Here is a 24,361-nt window from a genome sequence, read left to right as displayed (position 1 = left end):
AGGTTTCCCCCGGCCGTCTGTCATTGCTTGATCTGAACGCGGTGCCGGCGCGGGTCAGGTGTGACGCGCGGTCTCCTCGATCTCGCGGTCTTCCTCGGGCACATTCAGCGTGGCCCACATGTCACCATCCGGCAAGGCGGGGGGCTGCGGCTTGCAATCCCGGCGGTGGATATTGGCCTTGGCCATGAAGTTTGCCGAGACCGGCGCGGTGACAAAGATAAAGCCCATGATGAGCAACTCATGCAGCGAGCCTTCGCCCCCCACGAAAGAATAGATCATCGCGGCCAGAAGATAGGCCCCGATCCCCAGCGTCCCGGCCTTGGTCGGCGCATGCAGGCGGGTCATCGGATCGTTGAGCTTGAGCAGGCCGATGCTTGCCACGATGATAAAGAAACTGCCGATCAGCAAGAGCACGGCAACGGCATAGGTGGCGATAATCTCAAAGCTCATTCGATGATATCTCCGCGCAGGACAAAGCGGGCGTAGGCCACGGTCGAGACAAAGCCCAACATGGCGATGATCAGCGCCGCCTCGAAATAGATCTGCGTGCCCTGCAGCAGCCCGATGAGCACGATCAGACCGATCGCATTGATGAACATCGTATCGAGCGCCAGAATACGGTCCCCGGTGCCGGGGCCGATCCAGAGCCGGATCATCGCCATGAACTGTGCAATGGCCACGAAGACCAGCGCGGCATAGAGCGACAGGGTGAGAAATTCACTCGCTTGGGTCACAGGAAAATCTCCTTCAGGCGGCGTTCATAACGGTCTTTGATCTCATCGCGCACGGCCTCCGGGTCGTCGGTGTCGAGCGCGTGAACCAGCAGGTAGCGCCCGCAATCGGACAGGTCCGCCGAGACGGTGCCGGGGGTCAGGGTGATGGTGCCGGCCAGAATGCTGATGGCTTCCGGCTCTTTCAGGTCCAGCGGAATCACGACCCAGTCGGGTTTCATGCTGGCGTTGGATTTGGTCAGGATGATCCAGGCCACCTGAATATTGGCAATGATAATATCCCACAGCACGATGAAGACATAGGCGATCATGCGCAGCGGGCGGATCCCTTGCGGCCGGTCGGTCCACCAGCGCGCGGTCAGGATCGGGATCACGATGCCAAGGATCAGGCCAAAGACCAGCATCCCGGCGCTCAGCTTGTTTTGCAGCAAGATCCAGACAAGGGTGAGCAGAATGGTCAAAAACGGGTGCGGCAAAAGCCAGCGGATTGGTCGCATCATGTCAATGGGCCTCCTCTTTGCCGTCCGAGAGTTTGCCGGGGGTCTCCAGCACCGTGGTCAGATAGCGCTCCGGGCCAAACAGCTGTTTCGACATCGCCGTGGCATAGGCCGTCGCCGGGCCGGCCAGCAGCGTATGGAGCACAAGCAGGGTCAGCAGACCGCCGACACCGACATAGCATAGCACAGCCGGGGCCGCGGCGGGGGGGGTGTCTTCCCCGGCTTCCACCGCGCGGGCTTTCCAGAACACCGTGCTACCGGCCCGGCCAAAGCCCACGAGGCTGAGCAGGCTCGCGCCCAGGATCACGGCCCAGACCCACGCCATATAGGGGTTCTGCACGGCGGCATCCATGATCAACAGCTTGCCCACAAAGCCCGACAGCGGCGGCACGCCGACCATGGCAATTGCGGCCACGAAGAACATCGCCGAGGTCAGCCGCGCCCCCGCCACCTGGGGCTGGGCGGTGAGGTCAAGGTTCGCCCGCCCAGCCCGCACCAGATCGCAGAGCAGGAACAGGGCCCCGGCGGCCAGCGTCGAATGCACGATGTAATAGAGCGCGGCGGCGATCCCCGCAGGGGTGAAGAGCGCAATCGCCACCATCACCATGCCCATCGAGCCGATGACCGAGAAGGCCACCAGACGGTCCAGCTTTTTCGCCGCCAGCACCCCCACCATGCCGAGCGCCAGCGACACCAGCGCCGCAGGCAGCAGCCATGTGCTGTGCAGATCAGCGGTCACCGCCAGATCGGGCGGAAAGATCAGCGTATAGACCCGGATGATCGCATAGGCGCCGACCTTGGTCATGATCGCGAACAGCGCCGCCACCGGGCCGGGCGCTTCGGCATAGCTCGACGGCAGCCAGAAATGCAGCGGCACCACGGCGGCCTTGATCGCGAAAACCATCAAGAGCAGCACGGCGGCGATGCGAATGCCCACCGTCTCGCCCAGATCGATCAGTGCCACACGCTGCGCCAGATCGGCCATGTTGAGCGTTCCGGTCTCGGCATAGATCGCGCCCAGGGCAAAGAGGAACAGCGTCGAGCCCAAGAGGTTATAGAGCACATATTGCACCCCTGCCCGCAGCCGCACCGTGCCACCTGCGTGGATCATCAGCCCGTAGGAGGCGATCAGCAGCACTTCGAAAAACACAAAGAGGTTGAAAAGGTCGCCGGTCAGGAAAGCGCCCATGATGCCCATGAGCTGGAACTGAAACAGCGCATGAAAATGGCGCCCGCGTTCGTCCCATTTCGACCCGATGACATAGAGCAGCACGAAAAGCGCCAGCACCGCCGTCAGCGTCACCATCAGCGTCGACAGACGGTCCCCCACCAGCACGATGCCAAAGGGCGCGGCCCAATCGCTGAGACGGTAGAGCATGACTTCGCCGCTTGCCGCCTCGATCGAGAGGCCCAGCCCCACGACGACCAGCGCCGCAGCCCCGAAGAGCGAAAACACCCGCTGGATGGTGATGTGATAGCGCGCCGCCAGCACGATGAAAGGGGCAAGGAAGGCAGGCAGCACGATGGGCAGGATCAGCCAATGGATCATGTGCGGTCCTCCGCATCGGCGGCGGGGATCAGATCATCGACGTGATCGTCATTGCCCCCCAGATAAGCGCCAAGTGCCACCATCACCACCACGGCGGTCATGCCGAATGAGATCACGATGGCGGTCAGCACCAGCGCCTGGGGCAGCGGATCGGTATAGCGCGCGGCATCCGTCAGGATCGGCGGCGCGCCCACGGTCAGGCGGCCCGAGGCGAAGAGAAACACATTCACCGCATAGGTCAGCAGCGAGGTGCCCATGATCACCGGAAAGCTCCGCAACCGCAGCACGAGATAGAGGCCAGAGGCGGTGAGAATGCCAATGGCAGAAGCGACGAGAAGTTCCATGTTATGCCTCCGCCTTGGGGGTGTCTTCGCGGGATGGGTCGATGTCCATCGGGTGTTCGGCCTCCGGCACATGGGCGCGGCGGGCAAGACGCGAGAAGCTTTCAAGCGTCAGCATCACCGCGCCGACCACCGCGAGGAAGACCCCAAGGTCAAAGAGCGCCGCCGTGGCCAGTTCGAATTTGTAGAAAGGCGGAATGCGCACATAGGTGAAATCCGAGGTCAGGAAAGGTTTATTGAAGAACCAGGAGCCAATGCCCGTCAGCCCCGCGATCAGCACGCCGGCGCCGATGATCCCGTGGTACGGGTAGCGCAGCCGCGCCGAGGCCCAGGCAAAGCCGCTGGCCATATATTGCATCACCACCGCGATCGAGACGATCAGACCGGCGATGAAGCCCCCGCCCGGCTCGTTATGGCCGCGCAGGAAGATGTAGAAACCCACCATCAGCACCAGCGGCATGATCACGCGGGTCATCACCACCATCATCATCGGGTGCCGGTCCCCTGCCCGGGGTTGGTCCGGCTTGCGGTTCAGCAGCCGCGCGCGCACCGGGCCTGAGAGCAGCGTCTCGGTCAGCGCGTAGATCAGCAGGGCGGCGATGCCGAGCACGATGATCTCGCCATAGGTGTCAAAACCCCGGAAATCGACGAGGATCACGTTGACCACATTGGTGCCGCCGCCGCCCTTGTAGGAGTTGGCGAGGTGGAATTCGGAAATGCTCGGCGCCACCGTGTCGCGCAGCAGATAGTGATAGGAGAGCGCCATGGTCGCGAGCCCGCCCCCGACCGAGATCACCACATCGCGGCTGCGGCGCAGGACGGTGCTTTCGATGGGCGTGCGGTTGGGCAGGAAGTTCAGCGCCAGAAGCAGCAGGATGATCGTCACCACTTCGACGGTGAGCTGCGTCATCGCCAGATCGGGCGCGCTGAAGAAGACGAAACCGGCCGAGACGATCAGCCCGACGATGCCGATGAGGATCAGCGACAACAGGCGGTTGCGGTGCAGGAAAACCAGCCCGCAGGCCGCCGCCACCAGCATCAGCCAGCCCGCGATCTGCACCGCATTGGTCGGCTGCATCGCACGGGTCGCGGCCCCGACGGTGCCGGTGGCCCAGGCGTAGTAGCCCACCGCCACCACCGTCACCGCCATGATCGCTGCATAGCGCGAGAAGGCGCCATTGTGCAGCCGCAGCGCCAGCGCGCGCGACAGGCCGACAGAGGCCGCGATGATCCGGTCAAAGATGCGCTTGGCCTCAGGCCGGGGCGCGGCATCCCACAGCCGCAGCAGCGGGGTGAAAAGCGCCAGCAGGACCAGACCGCCCAGCACCGCGACGATCGACATATAAAGCGCCGGCACCAGCCCGTGCCAGATCTTGATGTATTTGACCTCCAGCTCGGCCACGCCGCCGATCACCGACCGCGCAATCAGGAACACGAAATCCTGCACGAGGAAAGGCGCCACGCCGATCACCACCACGGGAATGATCAGCAGCGCCGGCGGCAACCAAAGCCCGGGTTTGGGGTCATGCGGATGGTCGGGGTAATCGTCGCGCACTTTGCCAAGGAACGTATGGCCAATGAGGCGGAAACTATAGGCCGCCGAGAACAGCGAGCCCAGCACCGCCAGCCCAGCCACCAGCCACGGAATGTCGAAAAGCGTGGTGTTCAGCGTCTCTTCCAGCATCATCTCTTTCGACAGGAAACCGTTCAGCAGCGGAATCCCCGCCATCGACAGCGCCGCCAGCGTGGCGATCACAAAGGTCACCGGCATCAGACGCCGCAGCCCGCCCAAACGACGGATGTCACGGGTGTGCACCGCGTGGTCCACGATCCCCGCCGACATAAAGAGCGCGGCCTTGAAACTCGCGTGGTTCAGAATGTGAAACACCGCCGCCATTGCGCCAAAGGCGGTGCCGGTGCCCAGAAGCATGGTGATCAGGCCAAGGTGGCTGACGGTGGAAAAGGCCAGCAGCGCCTTCAGGTCATGTTTAAACAGCGCAATCACCGCGCCCAGCACCATGGTGATCAGCCCCGCCGTGGTGACGATGACAAACCATTCCGGCGTGCCCGAAAGCACCGGCCACATCCGCGCCATCAGGAAGATCCCCGCCTTCACCATCGTGGCAGAGTGCAGATAGGCCGAGACCGGCGTCGGTGCTGCCATGGCGTGGGGCAGCCAGAAGTGGAAGGGGAATTGCGCGGATTTGGTGAAACAGCCCAGCAGGATGAGGATCAGCGCGGGCAGATAGAGCGGCGAGGCCTGGATCAACTCGCGGTTCTTCAGGATCACGCTCAGGTCATAGCTGCCGACGATCTGCCCCAGCAGCAGCATGCCACCGATCATCGCAAGCCCGCCCATGCCGGTGACGGTCAGGGCCATCCGCGCGCCTTGGCGGCCTTCGGGCAGATGTTTCCAATAGCCGATCAACAGGAAGGACGAGAGTGAGGTCAGCTCCCAGAAAATCAGCAGGACCAAGACGTTGTCGCTCAACACGATGCCGACCATCGCGCCTTGGAACAGCAGCAGATAGGTGAAAAACTCACCCATATGGTCATCGCGCGACAGGTAAGAGCGCGCATAGGCGATGATCAACAACCCGATGCCGAGGATCAGAGAGGCAAAGAAGAACCCCAGCCCATCCAGCATCAGCGTCAGGTTCAGCCCCAGAACCGGGATCCAATCCACCCGCGCGGTCACCAACTCCCCTGCCAGCACCGCCGGCAGATGTGTGAGCAAGCCCACCAGCGCGGCCAGACTGACCATAAAGGTGACACCGGCACAGGCCTGACGGCCCGCAGAATTCATCAGTCCGGGCAGCAAGGCCCCCAGAAAGGGCAGGGCAACGATGAGGAAGAGGGACACGCGAACTCCTGATCTGGCGGACGGAAAGGTGGTCACCTTCTGGAGAAATTTTTCCGGCACCTCAAGCGAAACCGGGCGTTTGCGACCAGATTGTCGCAGCCCCGCGCCCCCTGCCCCTGCTCTTTCTGGCCGAAATTACTTCGGGGGGTCCGGGGGATTGGCCCCCCAGGGTCACATCGCGAAAGGGGCCTAGGCCCGCGGCTGGAACAGATCCGCATAGGTCTCGCGCAGCACGTTCTTTTGCACCTTGCCCATCGTATTGCGCGGCAATTCCGGCAAGACGATCAACCTGCGCGGCTGTTTGAACTTTGCCAGCGACGCGCCCAGATCCGCGGTGATCTGCTCAAGGTCCGGCTCCGCGCCCCGCCGCGCGACCAGCACCGCCACCACGCTTTCGCCAAAATCGGGATGCGGCACGCCGATGACCGCGCTTTCCAGCACGCCGGGCTGGTCGTCGAGCAGCAGTTCGACCTCCTTGGGGTAGATGTTATAGCCGCCCGAGATGATCAGATCCTTGTCGCGCCCGACGATGGTGACATAGCCATCCGCATCGCGATGCCCCAGATCGCCGGTGATAAAGAACCCGTCGGCGCGCAGCTCCTGGGCGGTCTTCTCGGGCATCTGCCAATAGCCTTTGAAGACATTCGGGCCCCGCACTTCGATGCTGCCGATCTCGCCATCGGGCAGGATCTTTCCGGTCTCGGGGTCGGTGATCTTCAATTCCACATCCGGCAGCGGCAGGCCCACGGTCCCTGCCCGGCGCTCGCCGTCATAGGGGTTGGAGGTGTTCATATTGGTCTCGGTCATGCCGTAGCGCTCAAGGATACGGTGGCCGCTGCGGTCTTCGAAGGCGGCATGGGTCTCGGCCAGCAGCGGGGCGGAGCCGGAGATGAAGAGCCGCATATTGGCCGCCACATCGCGGGTGAAACGGGCGTCGTCCAAAAGCCTTGTGTAAAAGGTCGGCACGCCCATCATCGCGGTGGCCTGCGGCATATGCGCGATCAACTGGTCGATGTCGAGCTTGGGTAGAAAGACCATCGCGCCGCCCGCGACCAGCGTCACATTGGTCGCCACGAAAAGCCCATGGGTGTGGAAGATCGGCAGCGCGTGCAGCAGCACATCGTTCGAGGTGAATTGCCACAGGTCCACAAGCGTCTGCGCGTTCGACAGAAGGTTGCCCTGCGTCAGCATCGCGCCTTTCGAGCGCCCGGTGGTGCCGGAGGTATAGAGGAAGGCGGCAAGGTCATCGGCGCTGCGCTCGGCGGTGGTGAAACTGTCGTCGGCCGCATCGGCCTGCGCGGCGAGACTGCCCTCGCCTTCTGCCCCCAATGTTTCCAGCCGCGTGCCTGCCGCTTTGGCCACCGGCGCCATCTCCTCACGCCGCGCGGGCTGGCAGACAAAGGCCGCAGCGCCGCTGTCGGTCACGAAATAGCGGATCTCCTCCGCGGTATAGGCCGGGTTCAGCGGCAGGAAGATCACCCCCGCTTGGGCGCAGGCGGCATAGACGGCCAGCGCATCGGGGGATTTGTCGATCTGCACCGCCAATCGGTCGCCGGGCGCGATCCCCATAGCGCGCAGGACATTGGCGAACCGCGCCGCGCGGGCAACGAACCCCGCATGGGTCAGCGTCACCCCATCCGGCAGATGCAGGAACGGTGTGGTCTTGCCAGCGTGACAGCCGAACAATTGGTCATAAAGGGGGTTTGCCATCCCGGGTGCTCCTCAATCTCTGCCTCGGGCGCGTGGCCCCTTGCAGATGACAAAGCCAATATCGGCCCGACATGCAAGCCGGGTGCGACCGGGGCCCAAATGCGGCCCCGGCCATGATCTTAGCGCCCCATCAGCCCCGGCATCCATGTGGCGATGGCAGGCAGCGCCACGATCAGCGCCAGCACGAAAAGCTTGATCAGCAGGAAGGGCATGACCGCCGCATAGATCTGCGGCATCCGGATCTCCGGCGGGGCGACGCCGCGCATGACGAAGAGCAAAAGCCCGAAGGGCGGCGTCAGCAGGCCGATCTCCATGGTCAGCAGATAGACGACGCCAAGGACCAGCTCATTGATCCCCATGGCATTCGCCAGCGGCACGAAGACCGGGACCGTGACCATGAGCATCGAGACCTGATCGATGAAACAGCCCAGAAACAGCAGGATCGCAATCATCCCCAGAAGCACCATCAGCGGCGTCGGGTCAAAGCTGTTGATCGCGTTGATCAACCCGTTGGTGGCGCCCGAAAAGCTTAGCACCTGCGCGAAGGTCTGGCTGGCCGCGATGATAAAGAGGATCATCACCGACAGCTTCAGCGTCTCCATCAGCGCCTTGCCCATCTTGGCCCAGCTCAGCGACCGGTAGGCCGCACCGATGATCACGGCTGTGATACTGCCAAGCGCGGCGCTCTCGGTAGGGGTGGCGATGCCCATGAGCAGCGAGCCTATGACCACGGCAAAGAGTACCGAGAGCGGCAGCACATAGATCACGAAGGGCGTCCAACGCGCGCGCAGGGACATTTCCTCATAGACATCCGGCGGCGCCACCTTCGGGTCCAGCAGGCTCCGCCCCACCACATAGGCCACGAACAGCAGCGCCAGCAGCAGCGCCGGCAGCACGCCTGCGATCAGCAGACCGGCGATGGAGATGCCCGCAAGCGAGCCCACCAGCACCGCCAGCGCCGAGGGCGGGATCAGCATGGCAATCGCGCCAGAGGCCATGATCGGCCCCATCGCCATCGAGGGGTGATAGCCGCGTTTCAGCATCCCCGGCAGCAGCGTGCCGCCCAGCATCGCGGTATTGGCGATGGTCGAGCCCGAGAGGGCGGCAAAGATCGTCCCGCCAAAGATCGTCACCACCGACATGCGCCCCGGAATACGCGTCACCACGCGCTCGATGGCGTCAATGGCGCGATGCGCGACCCCGGTCTGAAACAGGATCTCCCCCATCAGGATGAACAGCGGTATCGGGGCAAGCTGGAAATTCGCGACGGACTGTGCTGAGTTGCGCGCCAGTTGCAGAATGCCGCGCTCGCCGCCCAGCACGAAATAGGCGCCCACGGTGGTCACGGCGATAAAGGCAAAGGCGACCGGCAGGCCGATCAGCAGCAGAACCGCCAGACCGCCCAGCATCAGGGTCAGGATCAAGGCCCAATCCATGTCAAAGACCACTCAGGCTGCGCTCAGCCGTTTCCGGGTAGAGCAGGCGTCGGATAAAGATGATCGTGCAAAGCGCCAGCGACAGCGGCACAAAGGCCAGCATCCACCACTCGGGGATCACGAAAGAGGTGCGGATCATCGAACCGCGCGCGGCCGAAGCCAGCACCGCCTGCAGCCCGTACCAGCCGAGCACCCCCGCCGTCACCGCGCCGATGGCGCTGGTGATGCGGGTCAGGATCTGGCTCGTCCGGGGCTGCAGCGCACCGGTGATCAGGTCAACTTTCACATGGCCGCCGATGGAGAGCACCCAGGGCGCGCCGAGGAAAGTGGCGATCATCAGCGCATATTGGATGGCATCCAGCGCCCCATAGATCACCGGCAGGCCAAGATTGCGCAGCACCACGTTGAGGGCGATAAACACCGCGATCACCCCGAGGATACCGGCCGAAAGAACGGCCAGCCCCCGGAGTGTCCGGTCAAACAATGTTGAGATCATCAGGCGATTACTTGGTCATGCAAGCGCGCATTTCCTGCGCAAGATCGGCGTCGACCTCCGCCACCGCGGCCCAGCCCGCGTCCCGCGCGGCATTGGTCCAGGTCTCGGCATCGGCCTCACCAAAGGTGATGGTCTCGATCCCGGCCTCGGCCTGTGCGGCATATTCCGCCTTGTTGCGCGCGGCATTGTCGTGGTTCAGCTCTTCCATCCAGGCCGCGCCCTCCTCAAGCTTGGCCCGCTGCTCATCCGTCAGCCCGTTCCATGTGTCGAGGTTCACCAGCAGGTTCACATCGACATTGTAAAAGCTTGGATCGACGCGGTATTTGGTCTGCTCGTCCCAACCCAGATCCAGCACCCCCTGCGAAGGCCAGCCATAGCCGTCAATCGCCCCGCGTTCCAAGGCGCTATAGACTTCGCCCGGCGCGGTGCGCACGAGGTTGGCCCCCAGCTGCGTGAACATCGCCTGATAGACCGGCGTGGTGCGGGATGGTCAGACCGCTCAGATCCGGCCCCTCGACCGGTTGGGTCAGATAGAGGTGATAGCCGATCCCATCGCCGCCATGGCCAAGGTACTTGACGTTCATCTGCTCTTGGTGAATGCGGTCGACCAGCTCGTAACAGCCATTCTCGCGGCTGCTCCTGAATGGTGTTTTCCGCCAGATGTAACGCATCGCCCGTGGGCAGCAGGTTGGGATAGTAGGCGGTGGTGTTATTGGCGATATCGACGACGCCCGACTGCACGGCATTGCCGAGCTCGAAAGGCGGCACGGCCTCCGGCCCGCCGACCAGATTGATCTGCACAACGCCTTTGCCATTGTCGTTGACCCATTCGACAAAGGATTCAAACTCACGGCTGAAGGCGGTGCCGAGGGTAAAGGCCGAGACGGCGCGCAGGGTGACTTCTTCGGCCTGCGCAGGGGCCGTCATGGCGATGGTGCTCGCGGCAAAAAGCGCCGCGCTGAGCGTGGTTGTTGTTTTCATAGTCTGTCCTCCCGGTTGATTGAAAAGCCCGTGATCTCCGCCCCGGTGCCCTCGTATGCATATGCATAATATGTATCTGCATGTAATTCGTAGCGGCAGTTTCGGCATCCGTCAATTTAAACTCTCGCCCCTCCCCGCGCCTCGTCACGGGCGGAACCATGCGCAGATTGTCGCGGCATTAAGATAGTTTAATGACACCGCCTCTGCGAGAACATATATAGAACGCATGGCAAAACAGACACTCGATCAAAAACTGGCGATTCTCAGCGATGCGGCGAAATACGACGCCTCCTGCGCCTCTTCCGGCTCGACCAAACGCGACTCGCGCGATGGCAAGGGCTTGGGCTCCAACGAAGGCAGCGGCATCTGCCACGCCTACGCCCCCGACGGGCGGTGCATCAGCCTGCTGAAGATCCTGATGACCAATTTCTGCATCTACGATTGCAGCTATTGCATCAACCGGGTCTCTTCCAACGTAGAACGCGCCCGCTTCAGCGTAGGCGAGGTGGTGAAGCTCACCATCGAATTCTACCGTCGCAACTATATCGAAGGGCTGTTTCTGTCGTCGGGGGTGATCCGCTCGCCCGATGCCACCATGTCGGACATGGTCCAGATCGCCCGCAAACTGCGGCAGGAGGAGAATTTTCGCGGTTACATCCACCTCAAGACGATCCCCGACGCCTCCCCTGAGTTGATCGAGGAAGCGGGCCGTCTGGCGGACCGTCTGTCGATCAATGTGGAGCTGCCCACCGACAGCGCGGTGCAGCAATATGCGCCCGAGAAAAAGCCCGAGCAGATCCGCCGCGCCATGGCCAATGTGCGGATGACCAAGGACGCTAGCAAAGATAAATCCTTCACCGGCAAACGCCCGCCGCGGTTCGCGCCCGCGGGCCAGTCGACGCAGATGATCATCGGCGCGGATGGATCGAACGATGCCACGGTGCTGGGCCAATCGACGCGGCTTTACTCCAGCTACAAGCTGAAGCGGGTCTATTATTCGGCCTTTTCCCCGATCCCCGACAGTTCGTCGAAACTGCCGCTGATCCGCCCGCCCCTGCAGCGCGAGCACCGGCTCTATCAGGCCGATTGGCTGCTGCGCTTCTACGACTTTCAACTGGACGAGATCACCTCCGTCACCCGCGACGGCAATCTCGATCTGGAGGTCGACCCGAAACTCGCTTGGGCACTGGTGCACCGCGAGCATTTCCCGCTGGATGTGAACCGCGCCAGCCGGGAGATGCTGCTGCGGGTGCCGGGGTTCGGCGTGAAGACCGTCAACCGCATCCTCGCCGCCCGCCGCCATCGCGCCCTGCGCTACGAAGACCTCACCCGCATGGGCGCCTCGATGAAAAAGGCCCGCGCCTTTGTCACCGCGGGCGGCTGGTCCCCCGGGGGCCTCACCGACAGCGCCGATCTGCGCGCGCGTTTCGCGCCGCCGCCCGAGCAATTGACCCTGTTCTGATGCATCGCGTCTCCCTGCCCCCCATCGGCACCGCCAAGGCATGGCGCGAGGCGGCGCGAGGCTTCCTCGCTGCGGGCGTCCCGCCCGAGGATATCCTCTGGGGCGATCATGCCGCCGCTCCCGATCTTTTCGGCGGGGAAGCCGCGCCAGCTACCAAGGGCCGCACCGCCGTGCCGCGCAGCTTCGTGTCGATGGCCGAGACGGCGGTCTGGCACAGCGATCCCGAGCGGTTCGCCCGGCTCTACGCCTTCCTCTGGCGTGTGAAAGACGCGCCGCATCTGATGTCCGACCGCGGCGATGCCGACCTCGCTCTGCTGCGCGGGATGGAGAAGAACGTCCGCCGCTGCCAGCATAAGATGAAGGCCTTCGTCCGCTTCCGCGAGATCGGCGACCCCAACGCCCCGCGCCGCAGTTTCGCGGCATGGTTCGAGCCCACCCATCACACGGTGGAGCCCACGGCGGATTTCTTCGTGCGGCGGTTTTCCGACATGGACTGGCGCATCCTCACGCCGGATGTCTCGGCGATCTTCGAGAATGGCAAACTCACCTTCCAGGAGGGCCACACCAAACCCGATCTGCCCGAGGACGCGGGCGAGCAGCTCTGGATCACCTACTTCCAGAACATCTTTAACCCCGCCCGCCTGATGGTGAAGGCGATGCAATCCGAGATGCCCAAGAAATACTGGAAGAACATGCCCGAGGCCGCCTTCATCCCCCAGATGATCGCCGAAGCCCCCGCCCGCGCCCGCGCCATGGCGGAGGCCGCGCCGACCCTGCCGCCCGTCCGGATGGACCGCGTGCAGGCGCAGCTTTCGGCCTTCTCATCCGCCTGGGACGGCCCGATGGAGGAACTCCCCGCCGCGATCCGCGCCTGCACCCGCTGCCCGCTGCATTGCCACGCGACCCAAGCCGTGCCGGGCGAAGGGCCGCGCGACGCCGATCTGATGGTGGTGGGCGAACAGCCCGGCGATCAGGAAGATCTGGCGGGTCGCCCCTTCGTCGGGCCGGCGGGGCAGATGTTCGACCGCATCGCCGGGGAAGCGGGGCTGGATCGCGAGGCGGCCTTCGTTACCAATGCCGTCAAACATTTCAAATTCACCGCCCGCGGCAAGCGCCGCATCCACCAGCGCCCCGAGACGCCCGAGATCGACCAGTGCCGCTGGTGGATGAATGCCGAGGTGGCGCAGGTGCAGCCCAAGCTCATCCTCGCCATGGGCGCCACCGCGGCGCAGAGTCTCACCGGCAAGGGCACGGGCATCCTGAAACGCCGCGGCACGATCGAGGCGGGGCCGGAAGGCATCCCGGTGCTGATCACCCTGCACCCCTCCTACCTCTTGCGCGTGCCCGATCCCCGCGTGCGCGAGGAGGCCGAGGCGCAGTTCCGCTCGGACCTCGCGATGGCGGCGCGGATGATGGTGGAGGCGGCTTAATCCTCAGGGTCGATGACCTGCAAGGCACCGTCGGGCAGCGGACGTTGCAGCGCGGGCAGATCGGCGGTTTCGGCGCTGAGCCAGGTCTGCACCTCGTCAGGCGTGGTGAGGATCACCGGCATCGCCTTGGGGTGCACGGCCCCGACCTCGGCATTGGCCTCGGTGGTCAGAAAGCCATAGAGGTTATCGGTGGTCTCCCCGTCCTTCAGCTTGCGGACGGAGGTCCATTGCGTCCAGACGCCTGCGAAGAAGGCCAGCGGGCGGTCCTCGCCAAGCGCGAACCAGATCGGGCGCGAGCGTTCCCTGGGTCGGTTCAGCGGCTCGGAAAAACTAGTGAAGGGCACGACGCAGCGGTGCGCAGGCCCCAGCCAGCGCCGCCAATGCGGTGAGGCGATGTTGCGGATGTTGGTGACGCCGCGGTCGGTCTTCTTGCCCTTCAGCGCGAAGGCCGGGGACGGCATCCCCCACCGCATCATCTGCAGGACCGGGCCGCTGTCGCTGCTGCGCACCACCGGGGCCGGGTAATCGGGGTAGATCCCGGGCATTGGCGGCAGATTGCCCGCTTGGTCCTCGATCCCGTCGAACCAGCCGCGGATCGCGTCCTGCCCCTTGGTCAGGGAATAAAGATTGCACATCGGTTGGCCCCCTTGCCGCCATCGTCGGCTTATTAGATGCGGTTTTTCCGCGCCCCGGCAAGGGCTTCGCCGCACCGCTCAAATCTTTGACAGCAGCGCAGTTCATCGTTTATAAATAGAACAAAATGTGAACATATGGAGTCGTGCATGACAACCGATTCTACATATGGGCAGGTCCTTACCCTGCCGCGGCGCAGGCCGTCACCACCCCCCGAACCGGGGGTTCTGGCGACGCATGCGCCGCTCACGGATGTCTTTCCGCAGGCCTTTGCCAGTGCTCCGGCCAGTGGCTTCGTGCTGTCGCTGCTGCCGCGCGGCAAGGGGCCGGTGCTTTGGGTGCAGGACTTCCTGTCGCGGCGCGAGAACGGCGCGCCCTATACGCCCAGCCTCGCGGCTTTCGGGTTGGAGCAACCGGTGCTTCTGGTCACCGCCAGCCATCCGCGCGACGTGCTCTGGACGATGGAGGAAGGCGCGGCCTGCGCGGGTCTTTCAGCCGTGGTGGGCGAGGTGCATGGCGGGCCGGAGGTGTTGGATTTCACTGCCACCAAGCGGCTGTCGCTCCGGGCCGAAGCCTCGGGCGTGCCGCTCTACCTCATCCGCAGCGGCGATCCGGGGGGCCTGAGTGCGGCGCGGATGCGTTGGCGCATCGCGTCTCTACCCTCGCAGGCGCATCCCGACGATCCACAGGCACCGGGTGCCGCGCGGTGGGATCTGGAGCTGTTTCGCGCGCGCGGCCATGCCCCCGGCCGATGGGTGGCCGACCATGAGCCCGACAAGCGACAAAGCCCCCGCGCAGCGGATCGTCTCCGTCTGGTTCCCCGACCTGACGATGGAGCGCTGGCGCCGGGTGATCAGCCAATACCGCAGCGTTCCCGGCGATGAGGTGCCCGTCGTCCTGTCGCGCGACGGGACGCATGGACCGGTGGTCCATGGGCTGAGCACCGCCGCCCGCGCCCGCGGCATCGAGGCGGGCGCGCGGGTGGTCGATGTGCAGGCCATCCACCCCGATCTGCATGTCGAGTCTGCCGATCTGGAGGGTGACGAAGCGCTGATCCAACGGCTGGTGCATTGGGCGCGGCGCTGGTGCCCCTGGACGGCGCGGGATCAGGACCATGGGTTGCTCTTGGACGTCACCGGCTGCACGCATCTCTTCGGCGGCGAGGCGGCGATGCTGCGCGACATCCGCAGCCGTTTCGCCCTGCAAGGCCTGACCGCGCGCTGCGCCATGGCCCCCACCCCCGGCGCCGCGCAGGCGCTGGCGCGCTTCGGCTCTGGCGCGCAGATCTGCACCTCCGATGATGTGGCCACCGCCCTCGCCCCCCTGCCCGTCGCCGCCCTGCGGCTCGACGCGCAGACCACGCGGCTCTTGGACCGGCTCGGCCTCAAAACCATCGGCGCGCTCTCCGATCTGCCCCGCGCCGCCCTCATGCGCCGCTTTGCCAGCCTGAAGCCCGATCGCAACCCGCTGATCCTGCTCGACAAAGCGCTTGGCCAAGCCCCCGACCCGCTCAACGCCCCGCCTGACCGCCGCCATTTCATGGCCCGCAGCCGCCTGCCCGAACCGGTGCTCGACCCCGCCCCGCATCTGCCCGCGCTGGTCGCGGACCTCTGCGCGCAACTGGCCCGGGCCGAGCTGGGCGCGCGGCGGCTGCGGTTGACGGTCTACCGCATCGACGGCGATTGGCGCGGCCTCGACGTCGCCACCGCCCGCGCCAGCCGCGACGCCGCGCATCTGCGCCGGCTTTTCGACGGCAAGCTGGAGAATATCGACAGCGGCTTCGGCTTCGACCTGCTGACGCTGGAGGCGCTGGCCAGCGAGCCGCTGCCGCTGATCCAAGACCACCTCGACGGCAAGCGCGACCCTTCGGCGGATGTGGCCGGGCTGCTTGACCGTCTGGGGGCCAAACTGGGCAGCGACAAAGTGAGTTGGCCCGCTTGGCGCGAGACCCACAAACCCGAACGGGTGGAGCAGCGCGTCGACGCCCTGCAAGGCACCCCCGCCGCCGCCCCCACCCTGCTGCGCGAACGCCCCCTGCGCCTCTTGACCCCGCCCGAGGAGGTCCGCGTGATCTACGCCGTGCCCGAAGGCCCGCCCTCGCAGTTCAACTGGCGGCGCGTGACCTACAAAACCACGCGCCACGCCGGCCCCGAACGGATCGCCCCCGAATGGTGGCGCGACCGCCCCGGCACCCGTCTGCGCGATTACTACAAGGTCGAGGTCGAGGGCGGCCAACGCTTCTGGCTCTACCGCGAGGGGGTGATCCACGATGGCCGCGGCGCCGAGCCGCGCTGGTTCCTGCATGGGATATTCGCCTGATGCCCGAGCAGGAGGGACATAAGCGCCGCACCTTGGGCGAAGACGGGTTCACCGCCCCACCCCGCGCGGACTATGTCGAGTTCGGGCTGGCGAGCTGTTTTTCCTTCCTCCGCGCCGCCTCGGATGCCGTCGATCTGGTCGAGACGGCGCATTACCATGACTACGACAGTATCGGCATCGCCGATCACAACACGCTGGCGGGCGTGGTGCGGCTGCATATGGAGGCCGAGAAGGCCCATATCCGCCCCCTGATCGGCGCCCGTCTGGTGCTGCTCTGCGGGACCGAGATCCTCGCCTACCCGCAGGACCGCGCCGCCTATGCAAGGCTCTCGACGCTGCTCTCGGCGGGCAAGATGCAATCGGTCGATGGCGAATGGCAGCAAAAGGGCGAGACCCATTTGACGCTGGAAATGCTGGCGCAACATGCCGAAGGGCTGCACCTCATCGTCATGCCGCAAGAGAACCTCGAGGTCTTCGCCGCCGGTCTGCCGCGTCTGATCAAGGCCCTGCCGGACATGCGATATCTGGGGGCGAGCTTCCTCTACCGCGGCGACGATCGCGCCCGGATCAACCGGCTCGACGCGCTGGCCCGCGCCCATGGGCTGACGCTCATGGCGACCAATGACGTGCTCTACCACGCGCGCCACCGGCGGCCCCTGCAGGACGTGATGGTAGCGATCCGCGAAGGCGTGATCGTGCCCAAGGCGGGCTATCTGCTGGCCGCCAACGCCGAACGGCATCTGAAATCGCCTGAGGCCATGGCCCGTCTCTTTGCCGACTGGCCCCATGCCATCGCCGCGACGCGTCGTCTGGCGGACCGCATCACCTTCCGCCTCACCGATCTGGCCTATGAATACCCGCATGAGATCGTCCCCGAGGGCCGCAGCCCGATGGCGGAACTGGCGCGGCTCACATGGGAGGGTGCCGCGCGGCGCTACCCGCAGGGCGTGCCCGAGACGGTGAAAAAGACCATCGAGAAGGAGTTCGCCCTGATCGAAACCAAGAAGATCGCCCGCTATTTCCTGACCATCTACGACATCGTCCGCTTCGCCCGCGAAGAAGCGCAGCCGCCGATCCTCTGTCAGGGGCGCGGCTCGGCGGCCAATTCGGCGGTCTGTTTCTGCCTCGGCATCACCTCGGTCGACCCGGCGGTGCATGACCTGCTCTTCGAGCGCTTCCTTAGCGAAGAACGCGACGAGCCGCCCGACATCGACGTCGATTTCGAACATGAGCGCCGCGAGGAAGTCATCCAGTATATGTACGGTAAATATGGTCGCCACCGCGCCGGGCTCTGTGCCACGGTGATCCACTACCGCCCGCGCTCGGCCATCCGCGAGGTCGGCAAGGCGATGGGGCTGTCCGAAGACGTGACCTCGAAACTCGCGGGCACGATCTGGGGCAGTTTCGAAGGCGAGATGGACGACGCCCGCGCCCGCGAGGCGGGGCTGGACCTCTCGGACCCCTATCTGCGCATGGTGCTGAAACTGGCCAGCCAGATGATCGGCATGCCGCGGCACCTCAGCCAACACGTCGGCGGCTTCATCCTGACCGAACGCCCCCTGACCGAGATCGTGCCCATCGGCAACGGCGCCATGCCCGAGCGCAGTTTCATCGAATGGGACAAGGACGACATCGACGCGTTGCAAATCTTCAAGGTCGATATTCTGGCCCTCGGCATGCTGACCTGTATCGCCAAATGCTTCGACCTGATCGAGGCGCATTACGACCGCCCGCTGGAACTGGCCACGGTCCCGGTGGAGGATCACGAGGACGACGCCACCGGGCGGCCCACCTACGACATGCTCTGCCGGGGCGACAGCCTTGGCGTCTTTCAGGTCGAAAGCCGTGCGCAGATGGCGATGCTGCCGAAACTGCGGCCCCGCGTCTTCTACGATCTGGTGATCGAGGTCGCCATCGTCCGCCCCGGCCCCATTCAGGGCGACATGGTCCACCCCTATCTGCGCCGCCGTCAGGGGCAGGAAAGCGTCGTCTACCCCGCCCCCGGCCCGGCCTATCCGCAGGATGAGCTGTTCAGCATCCTCAGCCGGACCCTGGGCGTGCCGATCTTTCAGGAACAGGCGATGAAAATCTCCATCGACGCGGCACAGTTTTCCCCGACCGAGGCCAATGAGCTGCGCAAGGCCATGGCCACCTTCCGCTCGCGTGGGACGATCGAGAAGCTACAGGACAAGATGGTGGGCCGCATGACCAAACGCGGCTATGATCCGGTCTTCGCGCAGCGCTGCTTCGACCAGATCAAGGGGTTCGGCGAATACGGTTTTCCCGAAAGCCATGCGGCGAGTTTCGCGAAGCTGGTCTATGTCTCCTCATGGATGAAATGCCATTACCCGGCGGCCTTCGCCTGCGCGCTGCTGAACTCGCAGCCGATGGGGTTTTACGCGCCGGCGCAGATCGTGCGCGACGCGCGGGAACATCAGGTCGAGGTGCGTCCCGTGGACGTGAACCTCTCGGACTGGAACTGCACTTTGGAGCCCTGCGGCGAGGGCTTCGCCCTGCGGCTGGGGCTGCGCATGGTGGACGGGCTGCAGGAGAAAGCCGCCGCGCGGATCATGGACCGGCGCGAGACGCCGTTTGTGGATGTCGAAGACCTCAAGAGCCGCGCGGGGCTGGACGCCAAGGCGATCCGCCAGCTCGCCGCCGCCGACACGATGCGGAGCATGGGGATCGACCGGCGCCAAGCGCTCTGGCAGGCGCAGGGGCTGCGCGATGCGCCTGCCTTGCCGATCTTTGACCATGCCGAAGCCGCCGCCCAAGGGCCGGAGCCGGAGGTGCATTTGCCAGTGATGCCGAAGGCCGAACAGGTCGTGGCCGATTACCAAACCTTGCGACTCTCGCTGAAGGCGCATCCGATGTCCTTCTACCGTGCCAGCCTCGCCGCACAGGGGTTTTCCTCAGCCCGGGACCTCGCGCGCATGGGGCATGGGCGGCGGGTGAAACTCGCCGGGCTGGTGCTGGTGCGCCAAAAACCGGGCAGCGCCAAGGGCGTCTGTTTCATCACGCTGGAGGATGAATGCGGGGTCGCCAACCTCGTGATCTGGCCCAATATGTTCAAGCTCTACCGCCCCACGATCATGGCCGCGCGGCTGCTGGTCGTGGAGGGGCGTGTGCAGACCGACGGGCGGGTGATCCATGTGGTGGCCGACCGGCTGGAGGACCGTTCCGACAGGCTTGCGTCGCTATCGGAGGCACCGATGCCGGGGATCACCACGCGGGGCGATCACCCGACCCATCCGCTGCCCGGTCAGGTGGCGATGCATAGCCATCCGCGCGATACGCGGGTGATCCCGAAATCGCGGGATTTTCATTAATGAATCCTCATGTGATGCATGAGGTTCGAGCCACATACCACTGAAATAAATCAATAATAAATAATTCCACCAACTGCTGTTGACCCTATGAGCGCCCCTCGCTAGCCTGCCGGCAATCCGTTGGGGTGCCGCAAGGCTGAGAGGTGAAAACCGACCCATCGAACCTGATCCGGGTCGTACCGGCGTAGGGAACGGAAGCAAGCATCGGCCCCCTGTGGGCGATCGTTTACCCCCGTATCCCCATGCCCTTGGCCCATCTGACGAATGGGGGCCATATGGCGTTTCAAGCACTGACGATTGCGGGGTCCGACAGCGGCGGCGGGGCGGGCATTCAGGCCGATCTGAAGACCTTCAGCGCGCTTGGCGTTTACGGCGCCAGCGTGCTCACCGCCGTGACCGCGCAGAACACCCGCGCGGTGACCGGGGTTGCGATGATCGCGCCCGAGATGATCCGCGCACAGATGGCAGCGGTCTTTGACGATCTGGCCATCGGCGCGGTCAAGATCGGCATGTTGGGCGATCCTGAGACGATCAATGCCGTGGCCGATGGGCTGACGGATTGCGCCGCGCCCGTCGTGCTCGACCCGGTGATGGTGGCGAAATCCGGCGATGCGCTGCTCTCAGCTGAAGCGGTTGCGACATTGCGCGACCGGATGCTGCCCCGCGCCCATGTGCTGACGCCGAACCTGCCCGAGGCCGCACGGCTGCTGGACGGGGCAGAAGCCACCGACGAGGCTACGATGCTGGCACAGGGCCGCGCGCTTCTCTCGCTCGGCCCCCGCGCAGTGCTGATGAAGGGCGGCCATGGCAAGGGCGAGACCTGTGTCGATCTGCTGATCTCAGAGGACGAAACCCTCCGCCTTTCCGCGCCCCGCCAGCAGACCGCGAACACCCACGGCACCGGCTGCACGCTCTCTGCCGCCATCGCCGCCGGGCTGGCGCGAGCTCTGCCTTTACCGCAGGCCGCGGAGGCCGCCCATGCCTATCTGCAACGCGCCATTGCCGCGGCGGATGCCCTCAACATCGGCCATGGCCACGGGCCGGTACATCATTTTCACGGCGTTTGGTCCCATGAGTGACGTCACCATCATCGGCGCAGGGGTTGCGGGACTCTGGGCCGCACGGGCCTGTCTGGCGCAGGGGCTGCGGCCAAGGCTCGTCGACCGCAAAGGCACGCCCGGGCCGCATGGCTGTTCGTGGTGGGCGGGCGGTATGCTGGCGCCCTTTTGCGAAGGGGCGGTGAGCGAGCCTGCCGTGGTGACCCACGGGCGGCGTGCCGCGGCGCTGTGGGGGGAGGTCACCGAGGTCACTCACAGGGGCACGCTGGTTCTCGCCCCCGAGCGGGACCGGGCGGAATTGCAGCGCTTCGCCGCCCGGACCGAGGGCCATAGCTCCTGCGATGCCGAGGCCATTGCAGTGTGTGAGCCGGATCTCGCCGGGCGTCACCGGCGCGGGTTGTTCTTTGCCGAGGAGGCGCATCTGACCCCGCGCCAAGCCTTGCATGATCTGACCCAGGTGCTCGCCGCCCAAGGGGTGGAGGTCGAGACCACGACCCTCGCCCCATCGAAGATCACAGGCCCGGTGATCGACTGCCGCGGCATGGCCGCAAGCGACGCGCTGCCCGGTCTGCGCGCGGTGCGCGGTGAGATGATCCTGCTGCGCGCGCCCGAGATTGCCCTCACCCGCCCGATCCGCCTGCTGCACCCGCGCCACCCGCTCTACGTCGTGCCGCGTGGTGACGGGGTCTACATGCTGGGCGCCACCCAGATCGAAAGCGCCAGCCGCGCCAGAATGACCGCTCGCTCGGCGCTGGAACTGCTTTCGGCGGCCTATGCGCTCGACCCGCGCTTTGCCGAAGGCGAGATCATCGAGATGGGCGCCGACCTGCGCCCCGCCTTTGCCGACAACCTACCCGGCATCGTGCAACGCGGCGCGGTGCTGCACCTTAACGGATTGTTCCGGCACGGCTTTCTCATGGCACCCACTCTGGCGGAACAGGCGGCAGAGTTTCTAGCAACAGCGACAACGGGGGATTTATTCCGTGAAGATTGAAGTGAACGGCGAGACGCGTGAGGTCACCGCAGCGCAGCTTGACGCAGCCTTGGCAGAGCTTGGCTGGGGCGCTGCGAAAGTCGCCACGGCGCTCAACGGCAGTTTCGTCCCCGCAGGCGCGCGGGGCGAGACGATGCTCCGCGACGGTGACCGGCTCGAAGTGCTCAGCGCCATGCAGGGGGGCTGAGCGATGCGCGATTTCTACGGCACCGCCCTGCCCCTGCCGCTGATGCTGGGCACCGCGCGCTACCCGTCGCCCGCGGTGATGGAGGCCGCATTCCGTCAAAGCGCCGCGCCGGTCGCCACGGTTTCCCTGCGCCGCGAACAGGGCGCGGGACAGGCGTTTTGGGACATGGTGCGCGGGCTGGACGTGCATCTGCTGCCCAATACCGCCGGCTGCCATTCCGCGCGGGAGGCGATCACCACGGCGCAGATGGCGCGGGAGTATTTCGGCACCAATTGGATCAAGCTGGAGGTGATCGGCCATGCCGACACGCTGCAACCCGATCCTTTCGGGTTGGTCGAGGCCGCCGAGGCGCTTTGTGCCGATGGGTTCGAGGTCTTCCCCTATACCACCGAGGATCAGGTGCTGGCCGCGCGGCTGGTCGATGCGGGCTGCCGGGTGCTGATGCCTTGGGGCGCACCGATTGGGTCGGGGCTGGGGCTGAACAACTTGCACGGGCTGCGCAATCTGCGGGCGGCCTTTCCCGATGTGGCCATGGTGATCGATGCGGGCCTCGGCCTGCCCAGCCATGCCGCGCAGGCGTTGGAGATGGGGTTTGACGCGGTGCTGCTGAATACCGCCGTGGCCGAGGCCCGCGACCCCGTGGCCATGGCCGAAGCCTTTGCACAGGCCTGCCGCGCCGGCGCGCTTGCCGCCGCCTCCGGCCCCATGGGCCAGCGCGATATGGCCGTGCCCTCCACCCCCGTGATCGGAAAGGCTTGGCTATGATGCTGCCGCGTTTCTACCCCGTTTTCGATAGTGCTGCATGGATTGCGCGGGCGGTGCCCTTGGGCGTGAAGCTGGTGCAGCTGCGCATCAAGGGCGCGCCGGAAGAGGTGCTGCGGACCGAGATTACCACCGCTTTGGACCTCTGTCGCCAGCACGGCGCGCTCTTGGTGGTGAATGACCATTGGGAACTGGCGATTGAACTGGGGGCCGACTGGCTGCATCTGGGGCAAGAGGATTTGGAGGTGGCCGACATTCCCGCGATCCGCCGGGCGGGTCTGAAGCTGGGCCTGTCGACCCATGACCACGCCGAACTTGACCGCGCGCTGGCTCTCGCCCCCGATTACATCGCCCTTGGTCCCGTCTATCCGACCATCCTGAAAAAGATGAAATGGACCGAACAGGGGCTTGACCGGCTGACCGAATGGAAGGCGCGGATCGGGGATATCCCGCTTTGCGCCATCGGCGGCATGACACCCGCCCGCGCGCCGGGGGCTTTTGCTGCGGGGGCCGATACGGTGGCGGCGGTGACAGATATCACGCTGAACCCCGACCCCGATGCCCGGATGCGCGACTGGCTCAAGGTGACGGCATGAGCCGCTATGCCCGCCAGACCATCCTGCCGGAAGTGGGCGTCGAGGGCCAAGCACGGCTGGCGGCGGCGCGGGTGCTGGTTGTGGGGGCCGGAGCGCTGGCGGTGCCGGTGTTGCAATATCTTGTGGGGGCTGGCGTGGGGCAGATCACGCTGGTTGACGGTGACGTGGTGGCGGTAAGCAACCTGCACCGCCAGCCGCTTTACCGAATGGATGATGTCGGCCGGCCCAAGGTCAGCGCGGCTGCCGATGCAATGGCGGCGCTGAACCCCGAAGTCACCGTCACCCCCCGCGCCGAATGGCTCACCCCGGCCAATGCGCCCGAATTGATTGCGGGCTGCGATATCGTCCTCGACTGCGCCGACACTTTCGCCGCCAGCCTCACCCTGTCGGACGAAGCCTTGGCGGCAGGCAAACCCCTGATCTCGGCCTCGGCCCTCGGGCTTTCGGGCTATGTCGGCGGGTTCTGCGCCGCTGCGCCGTCGCTGCGGGCGGTCTTTTCCGACCTGCCGCAGTCGGCGGCGACCTGCGAGACGGCGGGGGTCTTGGGACCGGTGGTGGCAACCCTTGGCGCGATGCAGGCGCAGATGACACTCTCGGTCCTGCTGGACCATGCGCCATCGCCTCTGGGGTTGATGATGATCTGGAACGCCGCGACATGGCGCATGTCCCGCTTTCGTTTCGACGCCGCGCCCGAACCGCCGCCCCCGGCGCGCTTCATCGCGCAGAGCCAGATCACCCCGCGCGATCTGGTCATCGACCTGCGGGCCGAGGCCCCCGCCCCCTTCTGCGCAGAGGCGCGCCATGTCCCGCCTGATGCGCTGGATGAGCTGCGCATCCCCCCCGACACGTCGCGCATCGTGCTGGCCTGCCGCACCGGGCTGCGCGCCCATCACGCGGCGCAGAGCCTCGGCCCCCGCTGGCCGGGTGATATCGCCCTGCTGGCCCTGCCCGGCGTCTGACCCTTTTTTAACACCCTATCGGAGACTG

The 24,361-nt window shown here is 65.4% G+C and carries 22 protein-coding genes and 1 riboswitch; of the genes, 11 read left to right on the top strand and 11 right to left on the bottom strand.

Annotation, left to right across the window (positions count from 1 at the left end):
• Positions 1-54: 54 nt before the first annotated feature.
• From AB4M76_RS08055 to dctP, 10 genes are all read right to left on the bottom strand, one after another.
• Positions 55-450: a Na+/H+ antiporter subunit G gene (locus AB4M76_RS08055; RefSeq protein ID WP_368441297.1), complete on the bottom strand. Its 396-nt coding sequence runs from the start codon at positions 448-450 to the stop codon at positions 55-57.
• Positions 447-734: a K+/H+ antiporter subunit F gene (locus AB4M76_RS08050; protein WP_368441296.1), complete on the bottom strand. Its 288-nt coding sequence runs from the start codon at positions 732-734 to the stop codon at positions 447-449. The genes AB4M76_RS08055 and AB4M76_RS08050 overlap by 4 nt, the downstream gene beginning before the upstream one ends.
• Positions 731-1,231, bottom strand: coding sequence for a Na+/H+ antiporter subunit E (locus tag AB4M76_RS08045; protein WP_368441295.1), 501 nt, complete (start codon positions 1,229-1,231; stop codon positions 731-733). The genes AB4M76_RS08050 and AB4M76_RS08045 overlap by 4 nt, the downstream gene beginning before the upstream one ends.
• A 1-nt stretch (position 1,232) precedes the next feature.
• Positions 1,233-2,777, bottom strand: a complete 1,545-nt coding sequence (locus tag AB4M76_RS08040; RefSeq protein ID WP_368441294.1) for a monovalent cation/H+ antiporter subunit D — start codon at positions 2,775-2,777, stop codon at positions 1,233-1,235.
• Positions 2,774-3,121, bottom strand: a complete 348-nt coding sequence (locus AB4M76_RS08035) for a Na+/H+ antiporter subunit C (RefSeq protein ID WP_368441293.1) — start codon at positions 3,119-3,121, stop codon at positions 2,774-2,776. The genes AB4M76_RS08040 and AB4M76_RS08035 overlap by 4 nt, the downstream gene beginning before the upstream one ends.
• A gap of 1 nt (position 3,122) precedes the next feature.
• A complete protein-coding gene (locus AB4M76_RS08030; protein ID WP_368441292.1) occupies positions 3,123-5,981 on the bottom strand; it encodes a monovalent cation/H+ antiporter subunit A in 2,859 nt (952 codons plus the stop codon).
• A gap of 189 nt (positions 5,982-6,170) precedes the next feature.
• Positions 6,171-7,691: a malonyl-CoA synthase gene (locus tag AB4M76_RS08025; protein ID WP_368441291.1), complete on the bottom strand. Its 1,521-nt coding sequence runs from the start codon at positions 7,689-7,691 to the stop codon at positions 6,171-6,173.
• A gap of 119 nt (positions 7,692-7,810) precedes the next feature.
• Positions 7,811-9,115 (bottom strand): TRAP transporter large permease subunit, encoded by a 1,305-nt coding sequence (locus AB4M76_RS08020; RefSeq protein WP_368441290.1) that lies wholly within the window; start codon positions 9,113-9,115, stop codon positions 7,811-7,813.
• Between the two features lie 13 nt (positions 9,116-9,128).
• Complete coding sequence (locus tag AB4M76_RS08015; protein WP_368441289.1) at positions 9,129-9,623, bottom strand: TRAP transporter small permease; 495 nt, start codon at positions 9,621-9,623, stop codon at positions 9,129-9,131.
• A gap of 7 nt (positions 9,624-9,630) precedes the next feature.
• Positions 9,631-10,083, bottom strand: coding sequence for a TRAP transporter substrate-binding protein DctP (gene dctP, locus AB4M76_RS08010; protein ID WP_368441288.1), 453 nt, complete (start codon positions 10,081-10,083; stop codon positions 9,631-9,633).
• A 747-nt stretch (positions 10,084-10,830) separates the two neighbouring features.
• Here dctP and AB4M76_RS08005 point away from each other — a divergent pair.
• Positions 10,831-12,066, top strand: coding sequence for a putative DNA modification/repair radical SAM protein (locus AB4M76_RS08005; RefSeq protein WP_368441286.1), 1,236 nt, complete (start codon positions 10,831-10,833; stop codon positions 12,064-12,066).
• Positions 12,066-13,496, top strand: coding sequence for a UdgX family uracil-DNA binding protein (locus AB4M76_RS08000; RefSeq protein ID WP_368441285.1), 1,431 nt, complete (start codon positions 12,066-12,068; stop codon positions 13,494-13,496). The genes AB4M76_RS08005 and AB4M76_RS08000 overlap by 1 nt, the downstream gene beginning before the upstream one ends.
• On the opposite strand, the gene AB4M76_RS07995 is transcribed toward AB4M76_RS08000, so the two are convergent.
• Positions 13,493-14,131 carry an SOS response-associated peptidase gene (locus AB4M76_RS07995; RefSeq protein ID WP_368441284.1) on the bottom strand — a complete coding sequence of 213 codons (639 nt, stop codon included), beginning with the start codon at positions 14,129-14,131 and terminating at the stop codon, positions 13,493-13,495. The genes AB4M76_RS08000 and AB4M76_RS07995 overlap by 4 nt on opposite strands.
• Before the next feature lie 147 nt (positions 14,132-14,278).
• Between AB4M76_RS07995 and AB4M76_RS07990 the strand changes: the two genes are divergently transcribed.
• The 9 genes from AB4M76_RS07990 (at position 14,279) to AB4M76_RS07950 (ending at position 24,333) form a co-directional block, all read left to right on the top strand.
• Positions 14,279-15,013, top strand: coding sequence for an ImuA family protein (locus tag AB4M76_RS07990; protein WP_368441283.1), 735 nt, complete (start codon positions 14,279-14,281; stop codon positions 15,011-15,013).
• On the top strand, positions 14,961-16,448 hold the full coding sequence (locus tag AB4M76_RS07985; RefSeq protein ID WP_368442402.1) for a DNA polymerase Y family protein: 1,488 nt from the start codon (positions 14,961-14,963) through the stop codon (positions 16,446-16,448). The genes AB4M76_RS07990 and AB4M76_RS07985 overlap by 53 nt, the downstream gene beginning before the upstream one ends.
• A complete protein-coding gene (locus tag AB4M76_RS07980; protein WP_368441282.1) occupies positions 16,448-19,777 on the top strand; it encodes an error-prone DNA polymerase in 3,330 nt (1,109 codons plus the stop codon). The genes AB4M76_RS07985 and AB4M76_RS07980 overlap by 1 nt, the downstream gene beginning before the upstream one ends.
• 111 nt (positions 19,778-19,888) lie before the next feature.
• Positions 19,889-19,985, top strand: a riboswitch (TPP riboswitch).
• A 67-nt stretch (positions 19,986-20,052) separates the two neighbouring features.
• Complete coding sequence (gene thiD / locus AB4M76_RS07975; RefSeq protein ID WP_368441281.1) at positions 20,053-20,856, top strand: bifunctional hydroxymethylpyrimidine kinase/phosphomethylpyrimidine kinase; 804 nt, start codon at positions 20,053-20,055, stop codon at positions 20,854-20,856.
• A complete protein-coding gene (locus AB4M76_RS07970; RefSeq protein WP_368441280.1) occupies positions 20,849-21,829 on the top strand; it encodes an FAD-dependent oxidoreductase in 981 nt (326 codons plus the stop codon). Before thiD ends, AB4M76_RS07970 begins: the two co-directional genes overlap by 8 nt.
• Complete coding sequence (gene thiS / locus AB4M76_RS07965) at positions 21,819-22,016, top strand: sulfur carrier protein ThiS (protein ID WP_368441279.1); 198 nt, start codon at positions 21,819-21,821, stop codon at positions 22,014-22,016. The genes AB4M76_RS07970 and thiS overlap by 11 nt, the downstream gene beginning before the upstream one ends.
• A gap of 3 nt (positions 22,017-22,019) precedes the next feature.
• A complete protein-coding gene (locus AB4M76_RS07960) occupies positions 22,020-22,781 on the top strand; it encodes a thiazole synthase (RefSeq protein WP_368441278.1) in 762 nt (253 codons plus the stop codon).
• On the top strand, positions 22,778-23,374 hold the full coding sequence (locus tag AB4M76_RS07955; protein WP_368441277.1) for a thiamine phosphate synthase: 597 nt from the start codon (positions 22,778-22,780) through the stop codon (positions 23,372-23,374). Before AB4M76_RS07960 ends, AB4M76_RS07955 begins: the two co-directional genes overlap by 4 nt.
• On the top strand, positions 23,371-24,333 hold the full coding sequence (locus AB4M76_RS07950; RefSeq protein WP_368441276.1) for a ThiF family adenylyltransferase: 963 nt from the start codon (positions 23,371-23,373) through the stop codon (positions 24,331-24,333). The genes AB4M76_RS07955 and AB4M76_RS07950 overlap by 4 nt, the downstream gene beginning before the upstream one ends.
• Positions 24,334-24,361 lie beyond the last annotated feature (28 nt).

The sequence above is a fragment of the Sulfitobacter sp. PS-8MA genome, assembly GCF_040933935.1.
Classification (GTDB): Bacteria; Pseudomonadota; Alphaproteobacteria; order Rhodobacterales; family Rhodobacteraceae; genus Sulfitobacter.
Note: the sequence above shows the minus strand (reverse complement) of the source record. Positions and strands in the feature narration are given on the sequence as shown.